Annotated in this window: 21 protein-coding genes; 10 read left to right on the top strand and 11 right to left on the bottom strand. The window is 58.0% G+C overall.

Features of this window, described 5'->3' with window-relative positions:
• Nucleotides 1–117: 117 nt before the first annotated feature.
• The 3 genes from BT199_RS19265 (at nucleotide 118) to BT199_RS19275 (ending at nucleotide 4094) form a co-directional block, all read left to right on the top strand.
• A complete protein-coding gene (locus tag BT199_RS19265; protein WP_072435293.1) occupies nucleotides 118–624 on the top strand; it encodes a sigma-70 family RNA polymerase sigma factor in 507 nt (168 codons plus the stop codon).
• Nucleotides 624–1568: a FecR domain-containing protein gene (locus BT199_RS19270; protein ID WP_072435294.1), complete on the top strand. Its 945-nt coding sequence runs from the start codon at nucleotides 624–626 to the stop codon at nucleotides 1566–1568. Before BT199_RS19265 ends, BT199_RS19270 begins: the two co-directional genes overlap by 1 nt.
• A 135-nt stretch (nucleotides 1569–1703) precedes the next feature.
• On the top strand, nucleotides 1704–4094 hold the full coding sequence (locus BT199_RS19275; RefSeq protein ID WP_175556215.1) for a TonB-dependent siderophore receptor: 2391 nt from the start codon (nucleotides 1704–1706) through the stop codon (nucleotides 4092–4094).
• 18 nt (nucleotides 4095–4112) lie between these two features.
• On the opposite strand, the gene mnmE is transcribed toward BT199_RS19275, so the two are convergent.
• The 5 genes from mnmE to rpmH all read right to left on the bottom strand — a co-directional run bounded on the left by mnmE (nucleotide 4113) and on the right by rpmH (nucleotide 8041).
• A complete protein-coding gene (gene mnmE, locus BT199_RS19280; RefSeq protein ID WP_072435296.1) occupies nucleotides 4113–5483 on the bottom strand; it encodes a tRNA uridine-5-carboxymethylaminomethyl(34) synthesis GTPase MnmE in 1371 nt (456 codons plus the stop codon).
• A gap of 79 nt (nucleotides 5484–5562) precedes the next feature.
• Complete coding sequence (gene yidC / locus BT199_RS19285; protein WP_014720596.1) at nucleotides 5563–7245, bottom strand: membrane protein insertase YidC; 1683 nt, start codon at nucleotides 7243–7245, stop codon at nucleotides 5563–5565.
• Nucleotides 7246–7247: 2 nt separating this feature from the next.
• Entirely contained in the window at nucleotides 7248–7493 is a 246-nt protein-coding gene (yidD, locus tag BT199_RS19290; protein ID WP_019816912.1) for a membrane protein insertion efficiency factor YidD, read from the bottom strand.
• Nucleotides 7486–7893 carry a ribonuclease P protein component gene (gene rnpA / locus BT199_RS19295; protein WP_020302575.1) on the bottom strand — a complete coding sequence of 136 codons (408 nt, stop codon included), beginning with the start codon at nucleotides 7891–7893 and terminating at the stop codon, nucleotides 7486–7488. Before rnpA ends, yidD begins: the two co-directional genes overlap by 8 nt.
• 13 nt (nucleotides 7894–7906) lie before the next feature.
• Nucleotides 7907–8041 (bottom strand): 50S ribosomal protein L34, encoded by a 135-nt coding sequence (gene rpmH / locus BT199_RS19300; RefSeq protein WP_003213577.1) that lies wholly within the window; start codon nucleotides 8039–8041, stop codon nucleotides 7907–7909.
• 585 nt (nucleotides 8042–8626) lie between these two features.
• On the opposite strand from rpmH, the gene dnaA reads away from it, so the two are divergent.
• The 4 genes from dnaA to gyrB are packed head-to-tail and all read left to right on the top strand — an operon-like array spanning nucleotide 8627 to nucleotide 14835.
• Complete coding sequence (dnaA, locus tag BT199_RS19305; protein WP_032901521.1) at nucleotides 8627–10147, top strand: chromosomal replication initiator protein DnaA; 1521 nt, start codon at nucleotides 8627–8629, stop codon at nucleotides 10145–10147.
• 38 nt (nucleotides 10148–10185) lie between these two features.
• The gene (gene dnaN / locus BT199_RS19310) at nucleotides 10186–11289 is read left to right on the top strand and encodes a DNA polymerase III subunit beta (RefSeq protein WP_003187250.1); all 1104 of its coding nucleotides are present in this window, start codon (nucleotides 10186–10188) and stop codon (nucleotides 11287–11289) included.
• Between the two features lie 20 nt (nucleotides 11290–11309).
• The gene (gene recF / locus BT199_RS19315) at nucleotides 11310–12413 is read left to right on the top strand and encodes a DNA replication/repair protein RecF (protein WP_003187251.1); all 1104 of its coding nucleotides are present in this window, start codon (nucleotides 11310–11312) and stop codon (nucleotides 12411–12413) included.
• 4 nt (nucleotides 12414–12417) lie between these two features.
• Nucleotides 12418–14835, top strand: a complete 2418-nt coding sequence (gyrB, locus tag BT199_RS19320) for a DNA topoisomerase (ATP-hydrolyzing) subunit B (RefSeq protein WP_072435298.1) — start codon at nucleotides 12418–12420, stop codon at nucleotides 14833–14835.
• A 105-nt stretch (nucleotides 14836–14940) separates the two neighbouring features.
• Here the strand turns inward: gyrB and BT199_RS19325 are convergent, their stop codons facing one another.
• A complete protein-coding gene (locus BT199_RS19325; protein WP_014716281.1) occupies nucleotides 14941–15663 on the bottom strand; it encodes a response regulator transcription factor in 723 nt (240 codons plus the stop codon).
• Nucleotides 15664–16073: 410 nt separating this feature from the next.
• Between BT199_RS19325 and BT199_RS19330 the strand changes: the two genes are divergently transcribed.
• Complete coding sequence (locus tag BT199_RS19330; RefSeq protein WP_072435299.1) at nucleotides 16074–18353, top strand: CHASE2 domain-containing protein; 2280 nt, start codon at nucleotides 16074–16076, stop codon at nucleotides 18351–18353.
• A gap of 181 nt (nucleotides 18354–18534) precedes the next feature.
• Here the strand turns inward: BT199_RS19330 and BT199_RS19335 are convergent, their stop codons facing one another.
• The 4 genes from BT199_RS19335 to glyQ all read right to left on the bottom strand — a co-directional run bounded on the left by BT199_RS19335 (nucleotide 18535) and on the right by glyQ (nucleotide 22931).
• Nucleotides 18535–19305 (bottom strand): lysophospholipid acyltransferase family protein, encoded by a 771-nt coding sequence (locus BT199_RS19335; protein WP_003187258.1) that lies wholly within the window; start codon nucleotides 19303–19305, stop codon nucleotides 18535–18537.
• An 82-nt stretch (nucleotides 19306–19387) separates the two neighbouring features.
• Nucleotides 19388–19927 carry a D-glycero-beta-D-manno-heptose 1,7-bisphosphate 7-phosphatase gene (gene gmhB / locus BT199_RS19340; RefSeq protein ID WP_173877514.1) on the bottom strand — a complete coding sequence of 180 codons (540 nt, stop codon included), beginning with the start codon at nucleotides 19925–19927 and terminating at the stop codon, nucleotides 19388–19390.
• Entirely contained in the window at nucleotides 19927–21981 is a 2055-nt protein-coding gene (gene glyS / locus BT199_RS19345; RefSeq protein WP_072435300.1) for a glycine--tRNA ligase subunit beta, read from the bottom strand. Before glyS ends, gmhB begins: the two co-directional genes overlap by 1 nt.
• Entirely contained in the window at nucleotides 21978–22931 is a 954-nt protein-coding gene (glyQ, locus tag BT199_RS19350) for a glycine--tRNA ligase subunit alpha (protein ID WP_003187265.1), read from the bottom strand. The genes glyS and glyQ overlap by 4 nt, the downstream gene beginning before the upstream one ends.
• A gap of 81 nt (nucleotides 22932–23012) precedes the next feature.
• On the opposite strand from glyQ, the gene BT199_RS19355 reads away from it, so the two are divergent.
• Together BT199_RS19355 and BT199_RS19360 are read left to right on the top strand one after the other, a co-directional pair.
• Nucleotides 23013–23570 (top strand): DNA-3-methyladenine glycosylase I, encoded by a 558-nt coding sequence (locus BT199_RS19355; protein WP_032901531.1) that lies wholly within the window; start codon nucleotides 23013–23015, stop codon nucleotides 23568–23570.
• A gap of 40 nt (nucleotides 23571–23610) precedes the next feature.
• Nucleotides 23611–24498 carry a lysophospholipid acyltransferase gene (locus BT199_RS19360; RefSeq protein ID WP_014716285.1) on the top strand — a complete coding sequence of 296 codons (888 nt, stop codon included), beginning with the start codon at nucleotides 23611–23613 and terminating at the stop codon, nucleotides 24496–24498.
• A 131-nt stretch (nucleotides 24499–24629) separates the two neighbouring features.
• On the opposite strand, the gene BT199_RS19365 is transcribed toward BT199_RS19360, so the two are convergent.
• Nucleotides 24630–24941, bottom strand: coding sequence for a tetratricopeptide repeat protein (locus BT199_RS19365; RefSeq protein ID WP_014716286.1), 312 nt, complete (start codon nucleotides 24939–24941; stop codon nucleotides 24630–24632).
• Nucleotide 24942: the final 1 nt, after the last annotated feature.

Below are 24942 nucleotides of genomic sequence, written 5' to 3' on the forward strand. Positions count from 1 at the left end.
ATTTCGTCCACGGCAAAGCTGGGAATTAATCCCGGGTGGGACAAAAACAGATCTATTGTGGGAAAACACTGGGCCAGTTAATAATAGCGATTATCATTAACCTGCCTTGTCGCGCCTATGCCTCCCTCCTCACATACCGCAGCGGTCCAGCACATCTATGAACAGCACCATTCGTGGTTGCGCGGATGGCTCAAGGGAAAATTGCATAACGCCAGCGATGCAGCCGATGTGGCCCACGACACGTTCGTGCGCATGCTCGGTGGACGACATGCGGCGCAGATCCTCGAACCACGGGACTATCTGGCCACCATCGCCAGGGGCCTGGTGATTGATCGGTATCGCCGGCATGCCATCGAGCAGGCCTACAGGCAGACCCTGGCAGAGCGTCCTGAAGCCACGGCTATCAGTGAGGAAGACAAGGCAATCATCATCGAAACCCTGGTGGCTGTGGATAAAGCGCTGTCTGGGCTGGGTGAGCGTGCACGGCGAATTTTCATGCTGGCACAGATTGAAGGGCTGACTTATCAACAGATCGCCGATCTACTGCAGGTATCGCTGACCACGGTGAAGAAACACATGATCCGTGCCCTCACCGAGTGCTCCCTGATCATGGCCAGCCGGTAATGGTCAGCCCTGACCGCAAGACGTTCGAGGTCGCTGCCAGTTGGTATGTGCAATTCCAGTTGCAATCACCGACGCCCGCACAACATCAAGCGTGGCAGCAGTGGCTTAATCATGACCCGTCCCACCAGGCGGCTTGGGACCAGATGGAGCAGTTGCAACGCAGCCTCGGTGGCCTGCCCCCTGATCTCACACGCCGCGCGTTATCCACCACGCAACAGCGGCGCCAGGTACTCAAGTGGATGCTGGTGCTTGGCGGCAGTGGCTACCTGGGCTGGAACGTCCAGCAACATACGTCGTTGGGTAACGCATGGGCTGATTACCGCACGTCGGTGGGCCAGAGGCGGCGCATCGAGTTGGCGGATGGCACGCAGATCAATCTCAATACTCATACCGCTATCGATGTGGCCTTTGACGGGCACCAACGTTTGATCCGTCTGCGCGAGGGTGAAGTACTTATCCACACCGGCACGCGGGGTGGGCACGTACCGTTTTATGTAGAAACTCGCCAAGGCCGGGTCCAGGCGCTGGGCACTCGGTTTACTGTGCGCCAACTGCCGGACGCCACGCGGGTGGGCGTCTTGGAAGAACGGGTTGAGATATCCCCCGGCGACCAACCCGAACTTCGCCGCACTATTGGCGCGGGTGAGAGCGCAGAGTTTGATCGGCACAATGTGCGCCCTGCCCAGCGATATGGCGGTGTACAGGCCGCCTGGGTCGATGGCCAACTGATCGTGCTCGATGCTCGGCTAGGAGAAGTTATCGATGAGTTGGCGCGCTATCGGCCGGGCGTATTGCACTGCGACCCAGCCTCTGCGGGCCTACGCGTTTCCGGGACATTCCGTCTGGACTCAACCAATGCCGTCCTCGCTAACCTGCAAGCGAGCCTGCCGATTCAAGTGAAATACTTTACGCGCTATTGGGTGTCGGTCACCCGGATCGGCTAATCGAAAAATAATCCACAGAGGAGTTATCTTTTTTTGACCTGGTGCGGCCCTACAGGTAATCACGACGCTACCTTCAGGGCTTACTCACCTATGCGCCTTCCCACCCCGCTCCGCAAACGACTTTCCTGGCATGGCATGACGTACGGTCTGCAGTTCATCACCGCTACGACCGGTGTGTTGTTATCCACCACCGTCATGGCCGCCAGCGCAACGCAACACTTTGCCATTGCCGCAGGCCCGCTGGACAAGGCCTTGAGCCAGTTTGCCGCCAAGGCCAATGTGATTCTGTCCTTCTCGCCACAGCAAACGGCGCGTTTGAATACGCCAGGGCTGCAAGGTGACTATTCGGTGGACCAGGGCTTTGCGCTACTGTTGCAGAACTCGGACCTGCAGGCGGTCGCACAGGCTCCCGGCAGCTATGTATTACAGGCGGCACCTGCTGGCCAATTGACCTTGGCCCCTACCACCGTGAGCGCTTATCAACAGGGCGGCTTCAATCAAGAGATCGCCGGGGATGTAGGCTACAAGGCTCAGAGCAGCCGGATCGGCACGAAGACCAGCACACCGCTGTCCGAGACCCCGCGTTCGGTGTCCGTTGTCACTGGCCAGCGTATCAAGGACCAGAAGTCCCAGACCCTGACAGAAGTGCTGGGCTACGTACCGGGAATCTTCGCCCCACCGTTCGCGGCGGGCGACGGCTTGGCAGGCGATCTGTTTTTCATACGCGGTTTCAACGCCACGGATTACGGCTACGGCCTGCTGCGAGATGGCCTGCGAGTTCAAGGCAATCGATACGACACCACCAGCGAACCCTACGGCCTGGAACGGGTCGAGATTTTCCGCGGTCCTTCTTCCCTGCTCTACGGTGAAAACGCACCCGGTGGCTTGGTTAATCTGGTGAGTAAACACCCGACTGCAACCCCGCAAGGCGAGGTGCAGGTGAGTTATGGTTCGAATAATCGACGCCAGTTGGGTGTGGATATCTCGGGCCCGCTCAACGACAGTGACACTATCCTGGGTCGGGTGGTGATGCTGGGGCGTAAATCCGACACGCAGACCGATCACGTTCCGGACGATCGTCTGTATATCGCGCCATCCTTGACCCTGAACTTCGACGACTACAACACCCTGACGCTGCTGGCCAACTATCAGAAAGACCATACCAACCTGGAACTCGGCCTACCCGCCGCCGGTACCCTGCTTACAAATCCCAACGGCAAGCTGTCCAAACACACCTTGCTGGGCAACCCGGACTGGAACACCTTTGAACGCGAAGCGTGGAGCACCGGCTATGAGTTCAGCCACAGCTTCAATGATGACTGGCAGTTCCGTCAGAACTCGCGCTATATGCAGTCACGTATCAACCGGCACGAAACCTGGCCTGGCTCATTGAATAACGGTGGCTTCGGCACCCGGCTGAACATGAACGCCTACGACCGCTACAACAAGTCGATGGTCTATTCCCTGGATAACCAGCTCGAAGGCAAGTTCCAGTTGGGCAGTGTGGAAAACACAGTGCTATTGGGCGCCAGCTATGACCGAACCTCGTTCAATCAAGACTGGGATGCGGGTTTCGCCGGCACCATCGATGTGTATAACCCAGTGTACCTGCGTGACCCGCTCACTCCCCTGGCAGTGCAAAACACTTTGCTTGAACAGCAGATGAAAGGGGTTTATGCACAGATCCAAAGCAAATACGACCATTGGCTCTTTCTGCTCGGCGGCCGCCAGGACTGGGTCGACAGCGATTACCGAGACAAGGTCAAGCCATCGAGTAATATCAACTCACAGGATCGTAAATTCACTTACCAGGGCGGGGTGATGTACCAGTTCGACAACGGCCTTACGCCGTATGTCAGCTATTCCACCGCGTTTGTCCCCGTGCAGCAGATCTCCAACGCCGGCTCGCCGTTGAAACCGATCACCAGCAGCCAATACGAAGTGGGCGTTAAGTACGAACCGATCGGCTGGGATACGGCGATGACCGTGTCGGTGTATGACCTGCGCAAGCAGGACGATACCTACCTTGATGCCACCACCAACAGCTATCGCCAAGTCGGTGAAAGTCGCGCCAAGGGCGTGGAAGTCGAGGTCAACAGTAACATCAGCTCCAACTTCAACGTGACGGCAGCCTATACCTACACTGACGCTCGGATAACCAAGGATTCGGCCACATCGCTGGTAGAAGGCCGTCAGATGACGGGCGTGCCGCGTAACCAGGCTTCGGTGTGGGGCAAATATCGCTTTCTCGACGGCCAACTCAAGGGTTTCTCCGTGGGCGGCGGGGTGCGCTATTTCGACAGTACCTTTTCCTACACCCCGCCTACGCTCTACGGGAAGCTGGACGCAGGAAGCGTCACCTTGGTGGATGCGGCACTGGGTTATCAGATCAACCCACACTGGTCGGTGGACCTGAACGCCAAGAACCTGTTCGACAAGGAATATGTATCCGGTTGCAACGATGCGGGGCGTTGCTATTGGGGCGACAGCCGTACCTTGCTCGGTACGGTGTCTTACAACTGGTAGACGGTGTGGATAACTCGGTTACTTGCCAATGCAAAAGCTGGAGAAAATCCGCCCCAGCAAATCATCCGAGCTGAAAGCGCCGGTGATTTCACCCAACAGCTGCTGCGCCTGACGCAGATCTTCAGCCAGCAGCTCCCCAGCCCCCGCCAAGGTCAGCTGGGCCCGCCCGTGCTCCAGGGCCGCGCTGGCATGACGCAGCGCTTCCAGGTGCCTGCGCCGCGCACTGAAGCTGCTTTCCGACGTCTGTTCGTAGCCCATGCAGGCTTTAAGGTGTTCGCGCAGCAATTCCAGACCCTCACCGGCCGATTTCGCGCTCAAGCTGATCGTGACGTGGCCATCTTCACTGGTTTCCAGGGCGATGGCTTCACCCGTAAGGTCGGCCTTGTTACGGATCAAGGTGACTTTGGCCGGGTCTGGCCGTTGTTCAAGGAATTCGGGCCACAAGGCAAAAGGATCCACAGCTTCCGGTGCAGTGGCATCCACCACCAGCAACACACGCTCGGCTTCGCTGATCGCCTTGAGCGCACGTTCCACGCCGATTTTTTCCACCTGGTCGTCGGTGTCGCGCAGACCAGCGGTGTCGACCACGTGCAGCGGCATACCGTCGATGTGGATATGCTCGCGCAAGATATCCCGTGTAGTGCCGGCGATCTCGGTGACGATGGCCGCCTCGCGCCCTGCAAGAGCATTGAGCAGGCTGGATTTGCCGGCATTGGGCCGGCCGGCAATTACCACCGTCATACCATCGCGCAGTAAGGCGCCCTGCCCGGCTTCACGCAGCACTGTGGATAACTCATCGCGGACTTTGTCCAGCATCGCCAATACATGGCCATCCGCCAGAAAGTCGATTTCTTCTTCCGGAAAATCAATCGCGGCTTCGACGTAGATGCGCAGACTGATCAACTGCTCGGTCAAATTATGCACACGCAGGGAAAAAGCCCCCTGCAATGAGCGCAACGCGTTACGTGCAGCCTGTGCAGAACTGGCTTCGATCAAATCAGCGATAGCTTCGGCCTGGGCCAGGTCGAGCTTATCGTTCAAGAATGCGCGTTCGCTGAATTCCCCGGGTCTGGCCAGGCGGCAACCCAATTGCAAGCAGCGCTGCAGCAGCATGTCCAACACCACAGGACCACCGTGCCCTTGTAGTTCAAGGACATCTTCACCGGTGAACGAGTTTGGCCCTGGAAAATAGATGGCCAGCCCCTCGTCCAATACGCTGTGGTCGGCATCCAGGAACTGGCCGTAATGGGCATAACGGGGTTTCAGCTCCCGGCCGCTGATAGCCTTGGCTGCCACGCCCGCCAATGGCCCGGAAATTCGAACGATGCCGACACCGCCCCGACCTTGAGCGGTAGCGACAGCAGCGATGGTTTCACGAGGAGCGCTCATCAGCAGGTTCCAGAACAAAAGTAACGGAAAGCAAAACGCCCCACTAGGGGGCGTCTTGAGTGGTTATCCACAGAGTAAATTACGCCTCGGCTTTTTTGGTAGCCGCTTCGATTTTACGTGTGATGTACCACTGTTGAGAGATCGACAACACGTTGTTGACCACCCAGTACAGTACCAAGCCAGCAGGGAACCACAGGAAGAAGAAGGTGAAGATGATTGGCATCATTTTCATTACCTTGGCCTGCATCGGATCCGGCGGGGTTGGGTTCAGACGCTGCTGGATAAACATGGTCGCGCCCATGATGATCGGCAGGATAAAGAACGGGTCTTTGATCGACAGGTCAGTTATCCACAGCATGAACGGCGCCTGGCGCATTTCAACGCTTTCCAGCAATACCCAGTAAAGCGACAGGAACACCGGCATCTGTACCAGAATCGGCAAGCATCCACCCAGCGGGTTGATCTTCTCTTTCTTGTACAGCTCCATCATGGCCTGCGACATTTTCTGCCGGTCATCACCATGTTGTTCTTTCAGCGCGGCCAGTTTCGGGGCCACGGCGCGCATACGCGCCATCGACTTGTAGCTGGCTGCCGACAGAGGGAAGAAAAGCCCTTTGATCAGCATGGTCAGGAAGATGATCGACCAGCCCCAGTTACCGACGATGCTGTGGATATGCTGCAACAGCCAGAAGATCGGCTGGGCAATGAACCACAGGAAGCCGTAGTCCACAGTCAATTCCAGGCCTGGGGACAACTCTTTCAGTACCGCCTGGCTTTTAGGGCCGGCGTACAGGGTAGCGCTGGTTTCAGCCTTGGCACCTGGAGCGACGGTCAACGCCGGGCCAGTGAAACCAATGATGTAGTTGCCCTGGCTGTCCTTGCGGGTCTGAACGAGGTTCGCGTCACCCTTGTTAGGAATCCAGGCGGTCACGAAATAGTGCTGCAGCCACGCTACCCAGCCACCTTGGACGGTTTCTTTCAGCGAGCCCTTGTCGATATCTTTCATCGACACTTTTTTGTACGGCTCGTTACTTGTCCACAGGGCGGCGCCCAGGTAAGTGGCGGTACCGGTGGCGGTGCTGGAAGACGGATCGGAGCTGGCGTCACGCTTGAGCTGGGCAAACAGGTTGCCGCTCCAGGCTTTGTCGCTGGTGTTGTCGATCAGGTAAGTGACCTTCAAATCGTACAAACCGCGGGTAAAGCTGAAACGCTTGATGTAGTTGACACCGTCGAGGCTGAATTTCAGGTCGACGTTCAACTGGTTCTGGCCGTCTGCCAGTTGATAAGTCTTCTGCTCGGTCGAATAAACCGGACGACCGGTAGCACGTGCATCCGGACCATTGGTGCCGGTCAGGCCGCTTTGCGCCAGATAGGTACGTTCACCGCCGTTATCGAACAGTTGGAACGGCACATCCGGATGGTCTTGGCGACGTGGATAAAGCGGCAGCTTCAGCTGTGCGATATCACCACCTTGTGGGTCGATAGCCAGGTCGAGCACATCCGTTTTTACGTGGATGAGGTCTTTGTTGGTGACCACTGGCGTTTCTAACGGGGCACTTGTCTCGCCATTCGCGCTGGGAACATCGGCACTCGCGGACGCATTGTTACCCAGCGGGGTGTCCGGAATAGCCGGCGCAGCCTGATTGGTAGCAACATTCTGAGTCGGCAGGGCAGCCTGACCGTAGTCCTGGTTCCATTTAAGGACCATGACATAGGACACGATTGCCAGGGCGACGATCAGGATTGTGCGTTTAATATCCATGATTACTCGGCCATCGAAGAAGAACGGGAGGTAGGGATAGGTGGAACCGGGTCATAACCACCGGGATTCCACGGATGACAGCGACCTAAACGACGAAAGGTCAGCCAGCCACCGCGCAGAAGACCATGATTTTCTATGGCCTCTAACGCGTAGCAGGAACAACTGGGGTAGAAACGACAGTGGCTGGCCATCAGAGGACTAATGGCATAGCGATAAAACTGGATCGGAACGATTGCCAGTTTACGCATCAAGGCTGTCTACCCCTACAGTTTCGGTGCTGACTGCTGGTGCTGGCTTGTGGGTACGCGCCAAACGTTTCCAGAGCTTGCCGAAATGCTGAATCAATTCGGGGTTTTCTACATCACCCAAGCCTTTGCGCGCGACGATAACAATATCCCAACCAACCAGAGTGTCCTGGTGGAGGCGAAACGATTCGCGCATCAGACGCTTGAGGCGATTGCGCTCAACGGAGAGCTTTACGCTCTTCTTGCCGATCACCAACCCGAGACGGGGGTGATCAAGATCGTTGTTACGCGCAAGGAGCAGGAGATTTTTCCCCGGAACCTTGCCGGTGGGGGAGTCAAAGACTGCCTTGAAATGCCGGGGGGTTAGCAGACGCTTTTCCCGACTGAAGTCCTGACTCACCACCAGTACCGGATTATCAAACTGCCAGACGCGCACGACCTTTGGCGCGGCGACGCGACAGGACAGCACGGCCGTTCTTGGTAGCCATGCGAGCACGGAAGCCGTGAGTACGGGCGCGTTTGATGGTGCTTGGTTGGAAAGTACGTTTCATGGCGTTGTTACCTGGTTCGTCCACAACGGGCCGGAATGGCCCCCGTTTTAAGAGACCGGCGATTCTAGAGAAAGCAAGCCTCTAGGTCAATTTCCAACCAGCTTTTCCTTTAATTAGATGTCGACGGGGTCCTGGCGCCCTTCTCCCCGTCTGACTTCCATCTGCCATGCGATAGATATAAAAATAAAGAAGGAAGTTATTTAAAGCTTTTCTGTAAAGCTTATAAAAGCTAGGGACGCGATTATCTGTGGATAACTGCCTTGAGCCCTTGTTCCACGTGTTGTACAGAGAATGACAACACGGGGGAGAAGCGGTGCTCTGCCTGTGCTGCGCTATCGGATAAGCTGTGTGTGGAACAGCTACTTATCCACAGGCCGGTTACCCACAGACTTTCGACCCCACTTGTACAACGAGCTTAGGTGGGTTTATCCACAGAGCTTATGCACAGACCACTGGTCGCATTTTTTGCGGTTAAGGCATTGATTTTGGGTGGCCTGTGAACAACCTACATGTGGATAAGTGGACGGCTGGCCGCTACAATGGCGGCTGTTTTTGCCTCACCGGCTTTCAACTTAGGGGATATCCGTGTCAGTGGAACTTTGGCAGCAGTGCGTGGAGCTTTTGCGCGATGAGCTGCCTGCCCAGCAATTCAACACCTGGATCCGTCCGCTACAGGTCGAAGCCGAAGGCGACGAGTTGCGTGTCTATGCGCCCAATCGTTTTGTCCTCGACTGGGTCAACGAGAAGTACCTGGGCCGCGTTCTCGAATTGCTCGACGAACATGGCAACGGCCTGGCGCCTGCTCTCTCCTTATTAATAGGCAGCAAGCGCAGCTCAGCTCCTCGCGCCGCGCCGAATGCGCCATTGGCCGCCGCCGCGTCGCAAGCCCAAGCTGCAGTGGCGCCTGTCGCCGCAGCACCTGCACCGACAGCTGCGCCGTCCAAGCCGTCGTCGCGCAAAAATAATGCGCCAGAGAATGAAGAGCCGTCCCGCGACAGCTTCGACCCGATGGCCGGTGCCAGCTCTCAACAGGCGCCCGTGCGCTCCGAGCAACGTACTGTGCAGGTAGAAGGCGCGCTCAAGCACACCAGTTACCTGAACCGCACGTTTACCTTCGAGAACTTTGTCGAAGGCAAGTCCAACCAGCTGGCCCGAGCGGCCGCCTGGCAGGTCGCCGATAACCCCAAGCATGGTTACAATCCGCTCTTCCTTTATGGCGGCGTGGGCTTGGGTAAGACGCACTTGATGCACGCCGTCGGTAACCACCTATTAAAGAAGAACCCGAATGCCAAGGTGGTTTACCTGCATTCGGAGCGCTTCGTGGCCGACATGGTCAAGGCCTTGCAGCTCAACGCCATCAACGAGTTCAAACGTTTCTACCGCTCCGTTGATGCCTTGTTGATCGATGACATTCAGTTCTTTGCCCGCAAGGAACGTTCCCAAGAGGAGTTCTTCCACACCTTCAACGCCCTGCTCGAAGGTGGCCAGCAGGTCATCTTGACCAGTGACCGTTACCCGAAGGAAATCGAAGGCCTGGAAGAACGTCTGAAGTCTCGTTTCGGCTGGGGCCTGACGGTTGCCGTGGAGCCACCGGAGCTGGAAACCCGCGTTGCGATCCTGATGAAGAAGGCCGACCAGGCTAAAGTCGATCTGCCTCACGATGCTGCGTTCTTCATCGCCCAACGCATCCGTTCCAACGTGCGTGAGCTGGAAGGCGCGCTCAAGCGGGTCATCGCCCACTCGCACTTCATGGGTCGCGATATCACCATCGAGCTGATTCGCGAGTCCTTGAAAGACTTGTTGGCCTTGCAGGACAAGCTGGTGAGTGTGGATAACATCCAGCGCACCGTGGCCGAGTACTACAAGATCAAGATTTCCGACCTGCTGTCCAAGCGCCGTTCGCGCTCGGTGGCACGTCCACGCCAGGTTGCCATGGCCCTCTCCAAGGAGTTGACCAACCACAGCCTGCCGGAAATCGGTGATGTGTTTGGCGGACGCGACCACACCACGGTCTTGCACGCATGCCGCAAGATCAATGAACTTAAGGAATCCGACGCGGATATTCGCGAGGACTACAAGAACCTGCTGCGTACACTGACTACGTGATGACACCAGCGCAGCTTATTAAGGCAAGGGACTAGACCATGCATTTCACCATTCAACGCGAAGCCCTGTTGAAACCCCTGCAACTGGTCGCAGGCGTCGTCGAGCGCCGACAGACCTTGCCGGTGCTTTCCAACGTATTACTGGTGGTCGAGGGGCAACAGTTGTCCTTGACCGGTACCGACCTGGAAGTCGAACTGGTGGGTCGTGTCCAGCTCGAAGAGCCTGCCGAACCCGGCGAGATCACCGTGCCGGCGCGCAAGCTGATGGATATCTGCAAAAGCCTGCCTAACGATGCGCTGATCGACATCAAGGTGGATGAGCAGAAGTTGGTGGTCAAGGCAGGCCGTAGCCGTTTCACCCTGTCGACCTTGCCGGCCAATGACTTTCCAACCGTAGAAGAAGGCCCTGGCTCGCTGACGTGCAGCCTGGAGCAAAGCAAGCTGCGTCGTTTGATCGAGCGCACCAGCTTCGCAATGGCCCAGCAGGACGTGCGTTACTACCTCAACGGTATGCTGCTGGAAGTCTCGGAAGGTATTATCCGCGCCGTGGCCACCGACGGTCACCGTCTGGCAATGTGCTCGATGCGTGCCGATATCGGTCAGCCGGATCGTCACCAGGTAATCGTTCCACGCAAAGGTATCCTTGAACTGGCGCGCTTGCTCACCGAGCCGGACGGCAATGTCAGCATCGTGTTGGGCCAGCACCACATTCGCGCGACCACCGGTGAGTTCACCTTCACCTCCAAGTTGGTAGACGGTAAGTTCCCGGACTACGAGCGTGTGTTGCCTAAAGGTGGCGACAAGCTGGTGGTCGGTGATCGTCAGGCTCTGCGTGAAGCCTTTAGCCGTACTGCGATTCTGTCCAACGAAAAGTACCGTGGTATTCGCCTGCAGCTGGCCAACGGCCAACTGAAAATCCAGGCCAACAACCCGGAACAGGAAGAGGCGGAAGAAGAAGTGGGTGTCGACTACAACGGCGCATCGCTGGAAATCGGCTTTAACGTGAGCTACCTGTTGGACGTGCTGGGTGTTATGACAACCGAACAGGTTCGTCTGATCCTGTCGGACTCCAACAGCAGCGCCCTGGTGCAAGAATCCGACAACGACGACTCGGCATACGTTGTCATGCCGATGCGCCTGTAATCATGCTCAGCAGAAGCTAGATGTCCCTCAGTCGCGTCTCGGTCACCGCGGTGCGCAATCTGCACCCGGTGACCTTCTCCCCTTCTCCCCGCATCAATATCCTCCATGGCGCCAACGGCAGTGGCAAAACCAGTGTGCTGGAAGCCATCCATCTGCTGGGGCTTGCGCGTTCCTTCCGCAGTGCCCGTTTGTTACCCGTGATTCAGTACGAACAATTGGCCTGTACCGTATTTGGCCAAGTGGAACTGGCTGAGGGCGGTCATAGCAGCCTGGGGATATCGCGTGATCGTGGTGGGGAATTTCAGATCCGAATCGACGGGCAAAATGCGCGCAGCGCAGCGCAACTGGCAGAGATCCTGCCGTTGCAACTGATCAACCCCGACAGCTTTCGATTGCTGGAAGGTGCCCCGAAAATCCGTCGGCAATTCCTCGACTGGGGCGTGTTCCACGTGGAACCCCGCTTCATGGCCACTTGGCAGCGGCTGCAGAAGGCCCTGCGGCAGCGGAACTCATGGCTGCGGCATGGTACACTTGACGCCGCTTCGCAAGCAGCCTGGGACCGTGAACTGTGCCTGGCCAGCGACGAAATAGATGAATACCGCCGCGCCTATATCAAAGCCTTGAAACCAGTCTTTGAGCAGACCTTGAGCGAGTTGTTGGACCTCGAGGGGCTGACGCTGAGTTATTACCGGGGTTGGGACAAAGAACGTGAGCTGAGTGCAGTGCTCGCAACGTCCTTGCAACGGGATCAGCAAATCGGACACACCCAGGCTGGCCCCCAGCGCGCTGATTTGCGCCTTAGATTAGGTGCACACAATGCTGCGGATATCTTGTCTCGCGGCCAGCAGAAGCTAGTGGTCTGTGCGTTGCGTATCGCGCAGGGCCATTTGGTTAGCCAGGCTCGACGCGGTCAGTGCATTTATTTGGTGGATGACTTGCCGTCAGAGCTCGACGAGCAGCACCGCCGCTCGCTATGCCGCTTGTTGGAAGACTTACGCTGCCAGGTGTTTATCACCTGTGTAGACCACGAATTATTGAGGGAAGGCTGGCAGACGGAAACGCCAGTCGCTTTGTTCCACGTGGAACAAGGCCGTATCACCCAGACCCACGACCATCGGGAGTGAAGGCATGAGCGAAGAAAACACGTACGACTCGACCAGCATTAAAGTGCTGAAAGGTTTGGATGCCGTACGCAAACGTCCCGGTATGTACATTGGCGACACCGATGATGGTAGCGGTCTGCACCACATGGTGTTCGAGGTGGTCGATAACTCCATCGACGAAGCTCTGGCCGGTCACTGCGACGACATCAGCATTATCATCCACCCGGATGAATCCATCACCGTGCGTGACAACGGTCGTGGCATCCCGGTAGACGTGCACAAAGAAGAAGGCGTTTCGGCGGCAGAGGTCATCATGACCGTGCTCCACGCTGGCGGTAAGTTCGACGACAACTCCTATAAAGTATCCGGTGGTTTACACGGTGTAGGTGTGTCGGTAGTGAACGCCCTGTCCGAAGAACTGATCCTCACTGTCCGCCGTAGCGGCAAGATTTGGGAGCAGACCTACGTCCACGGCGTACCACAGGAACCGATGAAAATCGTCGGTGACAGTGAAACCACCGGTACCCAGATCCACTTCAAGCCATCGGAAGAAACCTTCAAAAACATCCACTTCAGCTGGGACATCCTGGCCAAGCGGATTCGCGAACTGTCTTTCCTTAACTCCGGTGTCGGCATCGTCCTCAAGGATGAGCGCAGCGGCAAGGAAGAGCTGTTCAAGTATGAAGGTGGCCTGCGAGCGTTCGTTGAATACCTGAACACCAACAAGACCGCGGTCAACCAGGTGTTCCACTTCAACATCCAGCGTGAAGATGGCATCGGCGTGGAAATCGCCCTGCAGTGGAACGACAGCTTCAACGAGAACCTGTTGTGCTTCACCAACAACATTCCACAACGCGATGGCGGTACTCACCTAGTGGGTTTCCGTTCTGCGCTGACGCGTAACCTGAACACCTACATCGAAGCGGAAGGCTTGGCGAAGAAACATAAAGTCGCCACCACCGGTGACGATGCCCGTGAAGGCCTGACGGCGATCATCTCGGTCAAGGTACCGGATCCGAAGTTCAGCTCCCAGACCAAAGACAAGCTGGTGTCTTCCGAAGTGAAGACTGCGGTTGAACAGGAAATGGGTAAGTACTTCTCCGACTTCCTGTTGGAAAACCCGAACGAAGCCAAGCTGGTTGTCGGCAAGATGATCGATGCTGCACGCGCCCGTGAAGCCGCACGGAAGGCCCGTGAAATGACCCGCCGCAAAGGCGCGCTGGATATCGCCGGCCTGCCAGGCAAACTGGCTGACTGCCAGGAGAAGGACCCTGCCCTCTCCGAACTGTACCTGGTGGAAGGTGACTCTGCTGGCGGTTCCGCCAAGCAGGGTCGTAACCGTCGCACCCAGGCCATCCTGCCGTTGAAGGGTAAGATCCTTAACGTTGAGAAGGCCCGCTTCGACAAGATGATTTCCTCCCAGGAAGTCGGCACCTTGATCACGGCGTTGGGCTGCGGTATTGGCCGCGATGAGTACAATATCGACAAGCTGCGCTACCACAACATCATCATCATGACCGATGCTGACGTCGACGGTTCGCACATCCGCACCCTGCTGCTGACCTTCTTCTTCCGTCAGTTGCCGGAGCTGATCGAGCGTGGCTACATCTACATCGCCCAGCCGCCGTTGTACAAAGTGAAAAAGGGCAAGCAAGAGCAATACATCAAAGACGACGACGCCATGGAAGAGTACATGACGCAGTCGGCCCTGGAAGATGCCAGCCTGCACTTGAATGACGAAGCGCCGGGTATCTCCGGTGAGTCGCTGGAGCGACTGGTCAACGACTTCCGCATGGTCATGAAGACACTCAAGCGTTTGTCGCGCCTGTACCCACAGGAGCTGACCGAGCACTTCATCTATCTGCCGGCCGTGAGCCTGGAGCAGTTGGGCGATCACGCCGCCATGCAGGATTGGCTGGCCCAATACGAAGTGCGCCTGCGTACTGTGGAGAAGTCTGGCCTGGTGTACAAAGCCAGCCTACGTGAGGACCGTGAACGTAACGTATGGCTGCCAGAGGTCGAACTGATCTCCCACGGCCTGTCCAATTACGTCACCTTCAACCGCGACTTCTTCGGTAGCAACGACTACAAGACCGTGGTTACCCTCGGCGCGCAATTGAGCACCCTGCTGGATGACGGTGCTTACATTCAGCGTGGCGAACGCAAGAAGCAGGTCAAGGAGTTCAAGGAAGCCTTGGACTGGTTGATGGCGGAAAGCACCAAGCGTCATATCATCCAGCGCTATAAAGGTCTGGGCGAGATGAACCCGGATCAGCTGTGGGAAACCACCATGGACCCTGCTCAACGTCGCATGCTGCGCGTGACCATCGAAGACGCCATTGGCGCCGACCAGATCTTCAACACCCTGATGGGTGATGCGGTCGAGCCTCGTCGTGACTTCATCGAGAGCAATGCTTTGGCGGTGTCTAACCTGGACTTCTGATCAGGAACATCTGCTAAAAACAAAAGGCCAACGCTTAGCGTTGGCCTTTTTTGTTGGTTCGTAGTCGCGCATTTTTTAAATGCTCCACGTGGAACATCAGGCTATTTAACTTTCCACAGCGGGTGTCACACTCTCCAACCGATACCCGTACCCATAGATCGTCAACAGCTGCCAACCGCGATCCGCGGTCAGCCCTAGCTTGTTGCGCAGGCGGTAGATATGCGTGTCCAACGGCCGCGACGACACCATTTCTTCGTGGCTCCAGAACCGCTCATAGAGATACTCGCGAGACAACGGCCGGGCCAGGTTGGCAAATAGACAACTTGCCAAACGGTATTCCCGTTCTGTCAGGTTAATGGGCTTGCCCGCTCGGGTGACGGTCAGTTCGGCATCGTCGAACGTCAGATCGTTAAAGCTCTGCACTTCCTGGGTAGCCGACTTTTGCAAACCGTGGCGCCGCAGCACGGCGCTGACTCGGGCTTTGAGTTCGTTGGGCCGAAACGGCTTGCTGACATAGTCGTCCGCCCCGCTGTTCAACGCCGTCACGATATCGCTTTCGGCATCGCGACTGGTGAGCATGATAACGGCGGGAGGCGACTCCATGTGCTCGCGGGTCCAGCGCAATAACGCGATCCCGGAGATATCCGGCAGTTGCCAGTCGAGGATCAGCAGGTCAAAGGTTTCCCGACGTAGCTGGCGTAGCAGGTCTTCGCCACGTTCAAAAAAATGCAGGGACCAGGGCTGTTCAGCCGGACCGGGAATCTGTCGCAGTGTCTGTTCCACCCGTCGCAACTCTGCGGGTTCGTCATCCAGTATTGCGACACGCATGGGCGGGGTCCTTCCTACAAAAATACGAGAGCTTGAATGGGGGGCACATGCTGTACAAATGCCGGCCTATGAATCTGAATAATTATGGACGGATTCTACAGTGCCTGGATCTCTCGATACGCTGAAAGCGCCGTAAACTCAATCCACTACGATCCTCAAAGAAGATACCGGCTCCTGTCGTTCCGTAAAAGCGTCGGTGTGATCGCCTCGCCGGGGCGTTATGCCCGCTCCAATGTGCGGTATCGTTCATTGCGCGGTCGTGGGAAGTCCTCCAATGAGACCGAAATAAGCTTCACTGGTTTCAGAACACTGCATGCACTTCATCGCAACCCCATGGAGAGGGATCCTGGGCTTATGACATCTTTACTTAACGACCATCAATGCCTTGGCCCCCTCATGGCGCTAGCCCTGTGAAGCTCTGGCGCAAAACCGAGAAACGCCAACCTACCCAGGCCCAGCTTTTGTTCCATGGGTTGGTTCGTGAATGGCTGTTGATCGGTTTGGTACTCCTGCCCTTTACGGCCTACTTATCCTTGAGCGCTGGCTTAGCGCTCAATAATCCGCTCTATGACAGCCTGCGCCGCCTCACGCCCTTGCCGGTAGATCCACGCATCGTCCTGGTGACCATCGACGCACCCAGCCTGGAAGCACTTGGCCCATGGCCTTGGCCGCGCAGCGTACATGCCGAGCTGATTGAACGCGTGAACGCCGCACAGCCGGCGGGCATTTTGTTGGATGTGATCTTCAGTGAGACCGACCACAGTAATGACGACCAGCGCCTGGCCGATGCCGTATGCAAAGCCGGCAATGTATTGCTGCCCATCGCCGGAGACAGCAGCGTCAGCCCCAAGGCTCCCATAGCGCCGTTGTCGCCACTGCTCAAGTGCGCCAAGGGTGTCGGTCACATCAACGTCGAAGCGGACAACGACGGTGTGGTGCGCAGCGTGTATCTACGTGAAGGCCCGCCGGGAAGCACGCTTCCTCAGTTGGCGTGGCTGGCGTTCGCCATGAGCGAGCATGCCGAGACGATGCCAGGCCTGCCACAAGAGCCTACTGGAGGGCACTGGCATCAGGAACATGAGATTCGTGTGCCGTTCACTTCGGAACCAGACCATTTTCCCAGTCTGTCCTACGTCAGCGTACTACGCGGCGAGGTAGCTCCCGAGTCGCTGCGGGGTCGCCGGGTTCTGATCGGCGCCTCAGCCTATGGCATGGCCGATCGTTTCGTGACGCCGCTCTCTTCCACCGTGGGCACCACTGCGGGGGTTGAGATCCAGGCTGAAGTACTGAATGGTTTATTGCAGGGTCGCAGCATCGTCGATCTGCCCGGCTGGTTCGCGGCGTTGCTGGCAACGTCCCTGGTGGCCCTGCTGCTGGGCCTTCTGCTTGTGCGCCCCCGTTACGCCCTGTGGATGACCTTGGCGTGCATGGCCGTGGCTTTGCTGGGCTCATGGGGCTTATTGCGCCTGGGCCACTGGTGGAGCCCCGCAGCATGCCTGATCGGTTTGTTGCTGAGTTACCTGATCTGGAATTGGCGACGTCTGAGCGTAATTCTCGCCTACTTTGGCTGGGAACTGGCACGTCTGGATAACGAACCCAAGGTGCTTCCGGAACGTCGTCGCGCGCCCGCCAGTAAGGGCGATGTGCTGCAAGGGCGGATCTTTGCCCTTGAACAAGCCGTCAGTCGTACACGCGATACGCGGCGCTTTATGGCTGACGGGCTGGAGTGCCTGCCGGTAGCAACGCTGATCACCGACCCTCAGGGCAGCATCCTGTTGGCCAACCGCGTGGCCCGTGAAGTATTCGGCAATGACCTGGTCGGCGAAAACCTCGTCGAACAGCTCGCCGATCTAGGCTATCCCCCGCTGCACAATGGTGTACGCCCTGCCCTATCGGCACTGGAACTGGTCGAGTTTCGCGATATCCACCAACGCAGTTTGCGCATGGAGCTAGCCCCTTTGCTGCCTGCCGAAGGGGATTTTGCCCTCGGCTGGTTGTTGAGCCTCACGGACCTGAGCAAGGAGCGTGAAGCCCAGCAGCACCGCGAGACGATGCTGCGTTTCCTTTCCCACGACCTGCGTGCACCGCACTCAGCGATCCTTGCCCTGTTGGACGTGCACAACGGGGAGTCCCCGGTGTTTACCCAGATCGAACAGCAGGTGCGGCGGGCCTTGAGCCTGACCGAATCCTTTGTGCAATTGGCCAAGGCTGAAGCGGACGGTTACCAGTTCCAGCCCACCCTGTTTGCCATGCTGGTGATGGACGCCTTTGATCAAGTGGCGGTGATTGCGCAGTTGAAGGGCATCCATTTGGTTCACGACCTGGATGAGGCGGACGAGGCCATGGTCTACGCCGACCAATCGCTGCTCACCCGGGCGTTGTTCAATGTGCTGGAGAACGCGATCAAATACTCCCCATCCGGTACCACCGTCAGGTTGAGGCATGGCAGTGCGCAAGGTTGGTTGGAATGCAGGATAAGCGACCAGGGACCGGGGATTGCGCCTGAGGATCTGCCGGAGTTGTTTAACCAATACCGACGTTTCGATTCGGCTCAAGGCAGTGAGGGGCTGGGACTGGGGCTGACCATGGTTAAAGCAGTGTTGGAGCGGCACGGTGGGCGCATCGTGTGTGAAAGTGAGCTGGGCAAGGGCTCGACGTTTATCCTGCTGCTGCCGTTATTGGAGGACTGAAAAAGCGGCTTTTCTGCTGTGCATAAAAAACCGGTCACAAGGACCGGTTTTTTTATGAAGAAAAAACTTATGCACGTTTTTCTGAATTTTATGAGCTTCAGAAATATGTAAGTAAATCAGCTTGTTATGAAGCAAAAAAGCCAATTCGCCAACAAAGCGTACACAGGTTATCCACAGATGCTCAAACGGCCGGTGTCTCCACCACCACCGGTTCCGGAGGCAGGGAGCCCATGGCCCGTTGCTGCGCCTCATTCCACGCCGCAGCGCGGTCGTTCAGGGCGGCGATGGCACGTGGTCCTTCGCCTTCTGCGTACATCGGTTCGCCGATCACTACGGTGATAGTGCCTGGGCGTTTAGCCCAGCCAGTCTTGGGCCAGAACTTGCCGGCGTTATGCGCAATTGGCAGCACAGGCAGGTTGGCGTTGACCGCCAGGGCGGTACCACCCCGTGAGAACTTACCCACGGTGCCGTAGGGCACCCGCGTGCCCTCGGGAAAGATCAGCACCCAGACGCCGTCCTTGAGCAACTCATCGCCCTTCTTCGCGACATGCTTGAGCGCAGCCTTGGGGTTGTCCCGGTCGATGGCGATCGGACGCAACATGGCCATGGCCCAGCCGAAGAATGGCACATACAGAAGCTCGCGCTTGAGCACCTGGCTCAACGGCGAGAAATACGCCGAGAGGAAGAACGTCTCCCAGGTGCTCTGATGGTTCGAGAGAATCACGCACGGTTGATCAGGAACGTTTTCAGCGCCCTTGACCTCGAAACGAATATTCAGGAACACCTTGCTCAGCCACAACGCGCAGCGGCACCAGTAGACGTTGATAAAGCGATAGCGCGCCTTGAAGGGAAGGAACGGTGCAATAAAAAAGCTCAGGGTGCACCAGAGAAACGAACTGGTGCCCAGCAGCAGGTAAAAGAAAAAGGTTCTGATGGCCTGCAAGATCGACATGGCGGCATTTACCGTTGCGGGACACGGCCCGCCTGTTAAAAGCGCACTCCCGAACAGTCCTTGGTCAGGAAGTCGAGGGCGGCTAGTTGTTGATAAGTTCTGCGGCAACGGCCGCCAGATCGTCAAAAATCAAGGTGCCTACCGGCAGGTTTTTAGCCTGGGTCTTTTCGCCTTTTCCGGTTTTAACCAAAACTGGCTGAGAGTCGACGGCTTTGGCCGCCTCCAGGTCACCGAGGCTGTCCCCGACGAACCATATCCCAGCCAAGGGCACCTTGTAATGTTCTGCAATAATTTTCAACATGCCAGGCTTGGGCTTGCGGCAATCGCAGCCTTCGTCCGGCCCGTGGGGGCAGTAGACCACCAGCCCCACCTCGCCGCCCTGCTCGGCCACTAACGCGCGCAAACGCGCGTGCATGGCCTCCAGGGTCGCGATGTCGTAGTAACCGCGGGCGATGCCGGACTGGTTGGTGGCGATGGCCACCGTCCAGCCGGCTTTGCTCAACTGCGCGATGGCCTCGATCGAACCGGGCAGCGGGATCCACTCCTCCACCGACTTGATGTAAGCGTCGGAGTCGTAGTTGATCACCCCGTCCCGATCGAGAATCAGCAGTTTCAACATGATCAGCCCAGTACGGAGATGTCGGCGATATTGATGAACAAGCCACGCAGGCGCGCCAGCATGGCGTAGCGGTTTTTGCGCACGCCAGCATCATCGGCATTGATCATCACCGCTTCGAAGAACGCATCCACCGGCTCACGCAAGGACGCCAGGCGCGCCAACGCTTCAGCGTAGTTACGCTCAGCGATCAGCGGCTTCACGGCGTTCTCGGCCTTGGCGATGGCTGAGTTCAGCGAGAACTCCTTGGCATCGGCAAACAGGCCCGGGTCGACTTCGGCAGTGCCGAGGTTGTCGGCCTTGCTCAACAGGTTCGATACGCGCTTGTTCACGGCGGCCAGGGCATCGGCTTCCGGCAGCTTGCGGAACGCTTGCACGGCTTGTACACGCTGGTCGAAGTCCAGTGCCGAGCCCGGTTGCAGGGCACGTACCGACAGGTAGACGGAAACGTCCACGCCTTCGTCTTCATAACGCGCACGCAGGCGATCGAACACAAACTCCAGCACTTGCTCGGCCAGGCCGGCTTGCTTGACCTTGGTGCCGAACTGGCCGACGGCAAATACCACGGCCTGGGTCAGGTCGAGGTCCAGCTTTTTGTCGATCAGGATACGCAGCACGCCCAAGGCCGCACGGCGCAGGGCATACGGGTCTTTGCTGCCGGTGGGCAGCATGCCGATACCGAAGATACCCACGAGGGTGTCCAGCTTGTCGGCAATGGCCACGGCCGCACCGGTCAGGGTGCTCGGCAGTTCTGCACCGGCACCGCGCGGCATGTACTGCTCGTTCAGGGCCAAGGCGACATCATCTGGCTCGCCGTCGTTGAGGGCGTAGTAGTAACCGGCCACGCCTTGCATCTCTGGGAACTCGCCGACCATCTCGGTGGCCAGGTCGCACTTGGACAGCAAGCCAGCACGCGCTGCCCAGGCTGCGTCGCCGCCGATACGTGGGGCAATGTAGGCCGCCAGCTTGGAAACACGCACGGCCTTGTCGTAGACGCTGCCGAGTTTTTCCTGAAACACCACGTTTTGCAGGCGCAGGTTGAAGTCTTCCAGCTTCTGCTTCTTGTCTTGCTTGAAGAAGAACTCGGCGTCGGTCAGGCGCGGGCGCACGACTTTTTCGTTACCGGCGATGATCTGCTGTGGGTCTTTGCTTTCGATGTTGGCCACGGTGATAAAACGCGGCAACAACTTACCGTCCACGTCCAGCAGGCAGAAGTACTTCTGGTTGTCCTGCATGGTGGTGATCAAGGCTTCTTGCGGCACGTCGAGGAAACGCTCTTCGAACGAGCACACCAGCGGCACCGGCCATTCCACCAGGGCGGTCACTTCGTCGAGCAGGCTTGGCGGCACGATGGCGGTGCCTTCCTGCAGACGGGCCAGCTCTTCGGTGCGCTTGCTGATCAGCTCGCGACGCTCATTGGCGTCGGCCAGCACGTAAGCAGCGCGCAGGTCGTTGAGGTAGTTGGCCGGCGAAGTGATGCGCACGCTTTCTGGATGATGGAAGCGGTGACCACGGGAGTCACGACCGGCCTTCTGGGCGAGGATGGTGCAATCGATGATCTGGTCACCGAGCAGCATCACCAGCCATTGGGTTGGGCGCACGAACTCTTCCTTGCGCGCACCCCAGCGCATGCGCTTGGGGATAGGCAGGTCGTTCAGGGAATCTTCAACGATGGTCGGCAACAGGCTGGCGGTTGGCTTGCCGGTGATGACCTGGCTGAAACGCAGTTTCGGGCCGCTCTGGTCGATCTCGCTCAGCTCCACGCCACACTTCTTGGCAAAGCCAAGGGCCGCCTGGGTCGGGTTGCCTTCGGCGTCGAAAGCCGCCTGGCGCGGTGGGCCGTCCAGGTTGATGCTGCGATCCGGCTGCTGGGTTTCCAGCGCGGTCAGCAGCACAGCCAGGCGGCGCGGCGCGGCGTAGACCTTCTTGGCTTGAAACTTCAGGCCAGCGGTCTGCAGGCCTTTTTCGATACCGGCCAGGAATGCATCGGCCAGGGTATTGAGGGCCTTGGGTGGCAGCTCTTCGGTGCCCAGTTCAACCAGGAAATCTTGAGCACTCATTGTGCAGCCTCCAGCTTAGCCAACACTTCATCACGCAAATCCGGGGTTGCCATCGGGAAGCCCAGCTTGGCGCGAGCCAGCAGGTAGGCTTGGGCGACGGAACGCGCCAGGGTGCGCACACGCAGGATGTATTGCTGGCGCGCAGTAACCGAAATGGCACGGCGGGCGTCCAGCAGGTTGAAGGTATGGGAGGCCTTCAACACCATTTCATAGCTTGGCAACGGCAGCGGCTGGTCGAGTTCGATCAGGCGCTTGGCTTCGCTTTCATAGAAGTCGAACAGTTCGAACAGTTTGTCGACGTTGGCGTGTTCGAAGTTGTAGGTGGACTGCTCCACCTCGTTCTGGTGGAACACATCGCCGTAAGTCACCTTGCCGAACGGGCCGTCAGCCCATACCAGGTCGTAGACCGAGTCCACGCCTTGCAGGTACATGGCCAGGCGCTCAAGGCCATAGGTGATTTCGCCGGTGACCGGGTAGCACTCGATGCCGCCGGCTTGCTGGAAGTAAGTGAACTGCGTCACTTCCATGCCATTGAGCCAGACTTCCCAGCCCAGGCCCCAGGCGCCCAGGGTTGGCGACTCCCAGTTGTCTTCGACGAAACGAATGTCGTGCACCAGTGGGTCCAGGCCGACATGTTTCAGCGAGCCCAGGTACAGCTCCTGGAAGTTGTCCGGGTTGGGCTTCAATACCACCTGGAACTGGTAGTAGTGCTGCAGACGGTTCGGGTTTTCGCCGTAGCGGCCGTCAGTCGGGCGGCGACTGGGCTGCACATAAGCGGCGTTCCAGGTTTCCGGGCCGATGGCCCGCAGGAATGTAGCGGTGTGGAAAGTGCCGGCGCCTACTTCCATATCGTAGGGCTGAAGTACCACACAACCTTGCTCGGCCCAGTATTGCTGGAGGGCGAGGATCAAGTCTTGGAAGGTACGCACGGCTGGCGTAGGCTGGCTCACGAAATTCACCTGTTACTTGGGCTGCGATTTAAAGAGCGGGAGTATACCCGATTCGGCCCCGCCACCACTCCCTGGAGCCTTATGCCACGCTGCTTTTGGTGTTCTGAAGATCCGCTGTACATGGCTTATCACGATCAAGAGTGGGGAACGCCGCTGCGCGATGCGCAGGGTTTGTTCGAGTTGCTTTTGCTCGAAGGGTTCCAGGCAGGCCTGTCCTGGATCACCGTTTTACGCAAACGCGAGCATTATCGAAAGGTGTTGTTCGGCTTTGACGCGCAGCGTCTGGCGCAATTGAGCGATGACGAAATCGAGGTGCTGATGCAGGACCCGGGTATCGTGCGCAATCGCTTGAAGCTCAACGCTACCCGGCGCAACGCCGCGGCCTGGCTGGCGCTGGAAGATCCCGTGGGGTTGCTGTGGTCGTTTGTCGGCGGCAAACCCAAGGTCAATCACTTCAAGGATCGCAGCGACGTCCCGGCGATCACGCCCGAAGCCCAAGCCATGAGCAAAGCCTTGAAAAAGGCCGGCTTCACCTTCGTCGGGCCGACCATCTGCTACGCCTTCATGCAGGCCTCGGGCATGGTCATGGACCACACCCAGGACTGCGACCGTTACGCGGACTTGGCCAACGCCGGTTAGAATGCCGGCTTTGCGCACCACACACGATCAGGAGTGACCTGTGGAAAAGTTTAAAGGCGCCTTGCTGGTAGGCGCTCTTCGGTTGTTTGCCCTGCTGCCCTGGCGCGCCGTACAAGCCGTCGGCACGGGGATCGGCTGGATCATGTGGAAAACCCCCAACCGTTCCCGCGATACCGTGCGGATCAACCTCTCCAAATGCTTCCCGGACATGGACCCTGCAGAACGCGAGCGCCTGGTGGGCCGCAGCCTGATGGACATCGGCAAGTCCCTCACCGAAAGCGCCTGCGCGTGGATCTGGCCGGCGCAGCGCTCCATCGACCTGGTCCGCGAAGTCGAGGGCTTGGAAGTGCTGCACGAGGCCCTGGCTTCTGGCAAAGGCGTGGTGGGCATCACCAGCCACCTGGGCAACTGGGAAGTGTTGAACCACTTCTATTGCAGCCAGTGCAAACCGATCATTTTCTATCGCCCGCCCAAGCTCAAGGCGGTGGACGAACTGCTGCGCAAACAACGCGTGCAGCTGGGCAACCGCGTGGCGGCCTCCACCAAGGAAGGCATTCTCAGTGTGATCAAGGAAGTGCGCAAAGGCGGCCAGGTGGGCATTCCTGCCGACCCGGAGCCGGCTGAGTCCGCCGGGATCTTCGTACCGTTTTTTGCCACCCAGGCGCTTACCAGCAAGTTCGTGCCGAACATGCTCGCGGGCCACAAGGCCGTTGGCGTATTCCTGCACGCCCTGCGCCTGCCGGACGGCTCGGGCTACAAGGTGATCCTGGAAGCGGCGCCGGAGGACATGTACAGCACCGACACCGCGACGTCCTGTGCGGCGATGAGCAAGGTAGTTGAGCGCTATGTAGGCGCTTACCCAAGCCAGTACATGTGGAGCATGAAGCGCTTCAAGAAACGCCCGCCGGGTGAGGCGCGGTGGTATTGATACACCGCTGACCTCCAGCCCAATGGAGATCAAATGTGGGAGCTGGCTTGCCTGCGATAGCATCACCTCGGAGTGCCTGATATACCGAGGTGATGCTATCGCAGGCAAGCCAGCTCCCACAGGTGATCACCTCAGGTTTGGCGATCAAGTTTCTTCAGGAACACCGTCATTTCTTTTTCGGCCTGTTTGTCGCCATGGGCCTGGGCGGCTTCGATGCCCTTCTCCCATGCCAGGTGTGCTGCCGCGCGATCTTCCAATCCCAGCCGCGCCTTGCCCAACAACTTCCACGCCGCCGAATACTTCGGATCGAACTCGACGCATCGCTGCAAATGCTCGGCCGCCGTTGCGTTGTCCTTCAGGTCCAGATAACCCTTGCCCAGGCCAAAGCGCAGCAATGAATTATCCACACCCTTGGCGAGCATTTTTTCCAGGGATTCGAGCATG

It is taken from the genome of Pseudomonas sp. NFR02 (genome assembly GCF_900119375.1).
In the GTDB taxonomy this organism is placed as follows: domain Bacteria; phylum Pseudomonadota; class Gammaproteobacteria; order Pseudomonadales; family Pseudomonadaceae; genus Aquipseudomonas; species Aquipseudomonas paracarnis.

Coding starts and splice junctions, on each gene's coding strand:
- BT199_RS19265 (WP_072435293.1), top strand. CDS start 118: ATGCCTCCCTCCTCACATACCGCAGCGGTCCAGCACATCTATGAACAG.
- BT199_RS19270 (WP_072435294.1), top strand. CDS start 624: ATGGTCAGCCCTGACCGCAAGACGTTCGAGGTCGCTGCCAGTTGGTAT.
- BT199_RS19275 (WP_175556215.1), top strand. CDS start 1,704: ATGACGTACGGTCTGCAGTTCATCACCGCTACGACCGGTGTGTTGTTA.
- mnmE (WP_072435296.1), bottom strand. CDS start 5,483: ATGAGCGCTCCTCGTGAAACCATCGCTGCTGTCGCTACCGCTCAAGGT.
- yidC (WP_014720596.1), bottom strand. CDS start 7,245: ATGGATATTAAACGCACAATCCTGATCGTCGCCCTGGCAATCGTGTCC.
- yidD (WP_019816912.1), bottom strand. CDS start 7,493: ATGCGTAAACTGGCAATCGTTCCGATCCAGTTTTATCGCTATGCCATT.
- rpmH (WP_003213577.1), bottom strand. CDS start 8,041: ATGAAACGTACTTTCCAACCAAGCACCATCAAACGCGCCCGTACTCAC.
- dnaN (WP_003187250.1), top strand. CDS start 10,186: ATGCATTTCACCATTCAACGCGAAGCCCTGTTGAAACCCCTGCAACTG.
- recF (WP_003187251.1), top strand. CDS start 11,310: ATGTCCCTCAGTCGCGTCTCGGTCACCGCGGTGCGCAATCTGCACCCG.
- gyrB (WP_072435298.1), top strand. CDS start 12,418: ATGAGCGAAGAAAACACGTACGACTCGACCAGCATTAAAGTGCTGAAA.
- BT199_RS19325 (WP_014716281.1), bottom strand. CDS start 15,663: ATGCGTGTCGCAATACTGGATGACGAACCCGCAGAGTTGCGACGGGTG.
- BT199_RS19335 (WP_003187258.1), bottom strand. CDS start 19,305: ATGTCGATCTTGCAGGCCATCAGAACCTTTTTCTTTTACCTGCTGCTG.
- glyS (WP_072435300.1), bottom strand. CDS start 21,981: ATGAGTGCTCAAGATTTCCTGGTTGAACTGGGCACCGAAGAGCTGCCA.
- BT199_RS19355 (WP_032901531.1), top strand. CDS start 23,013: ATGCCACGCTGCTTTTGGTGTTCTGAAGATCCGCTGTACATGGCTTAT.
- BT199_RS19365 (WP_014716286.1), bottom strand. CDS start 24,941: ATGCTCGAATCCCTGGAAAAAATGCTCGCCAAGGGTGTGGATAATTCA.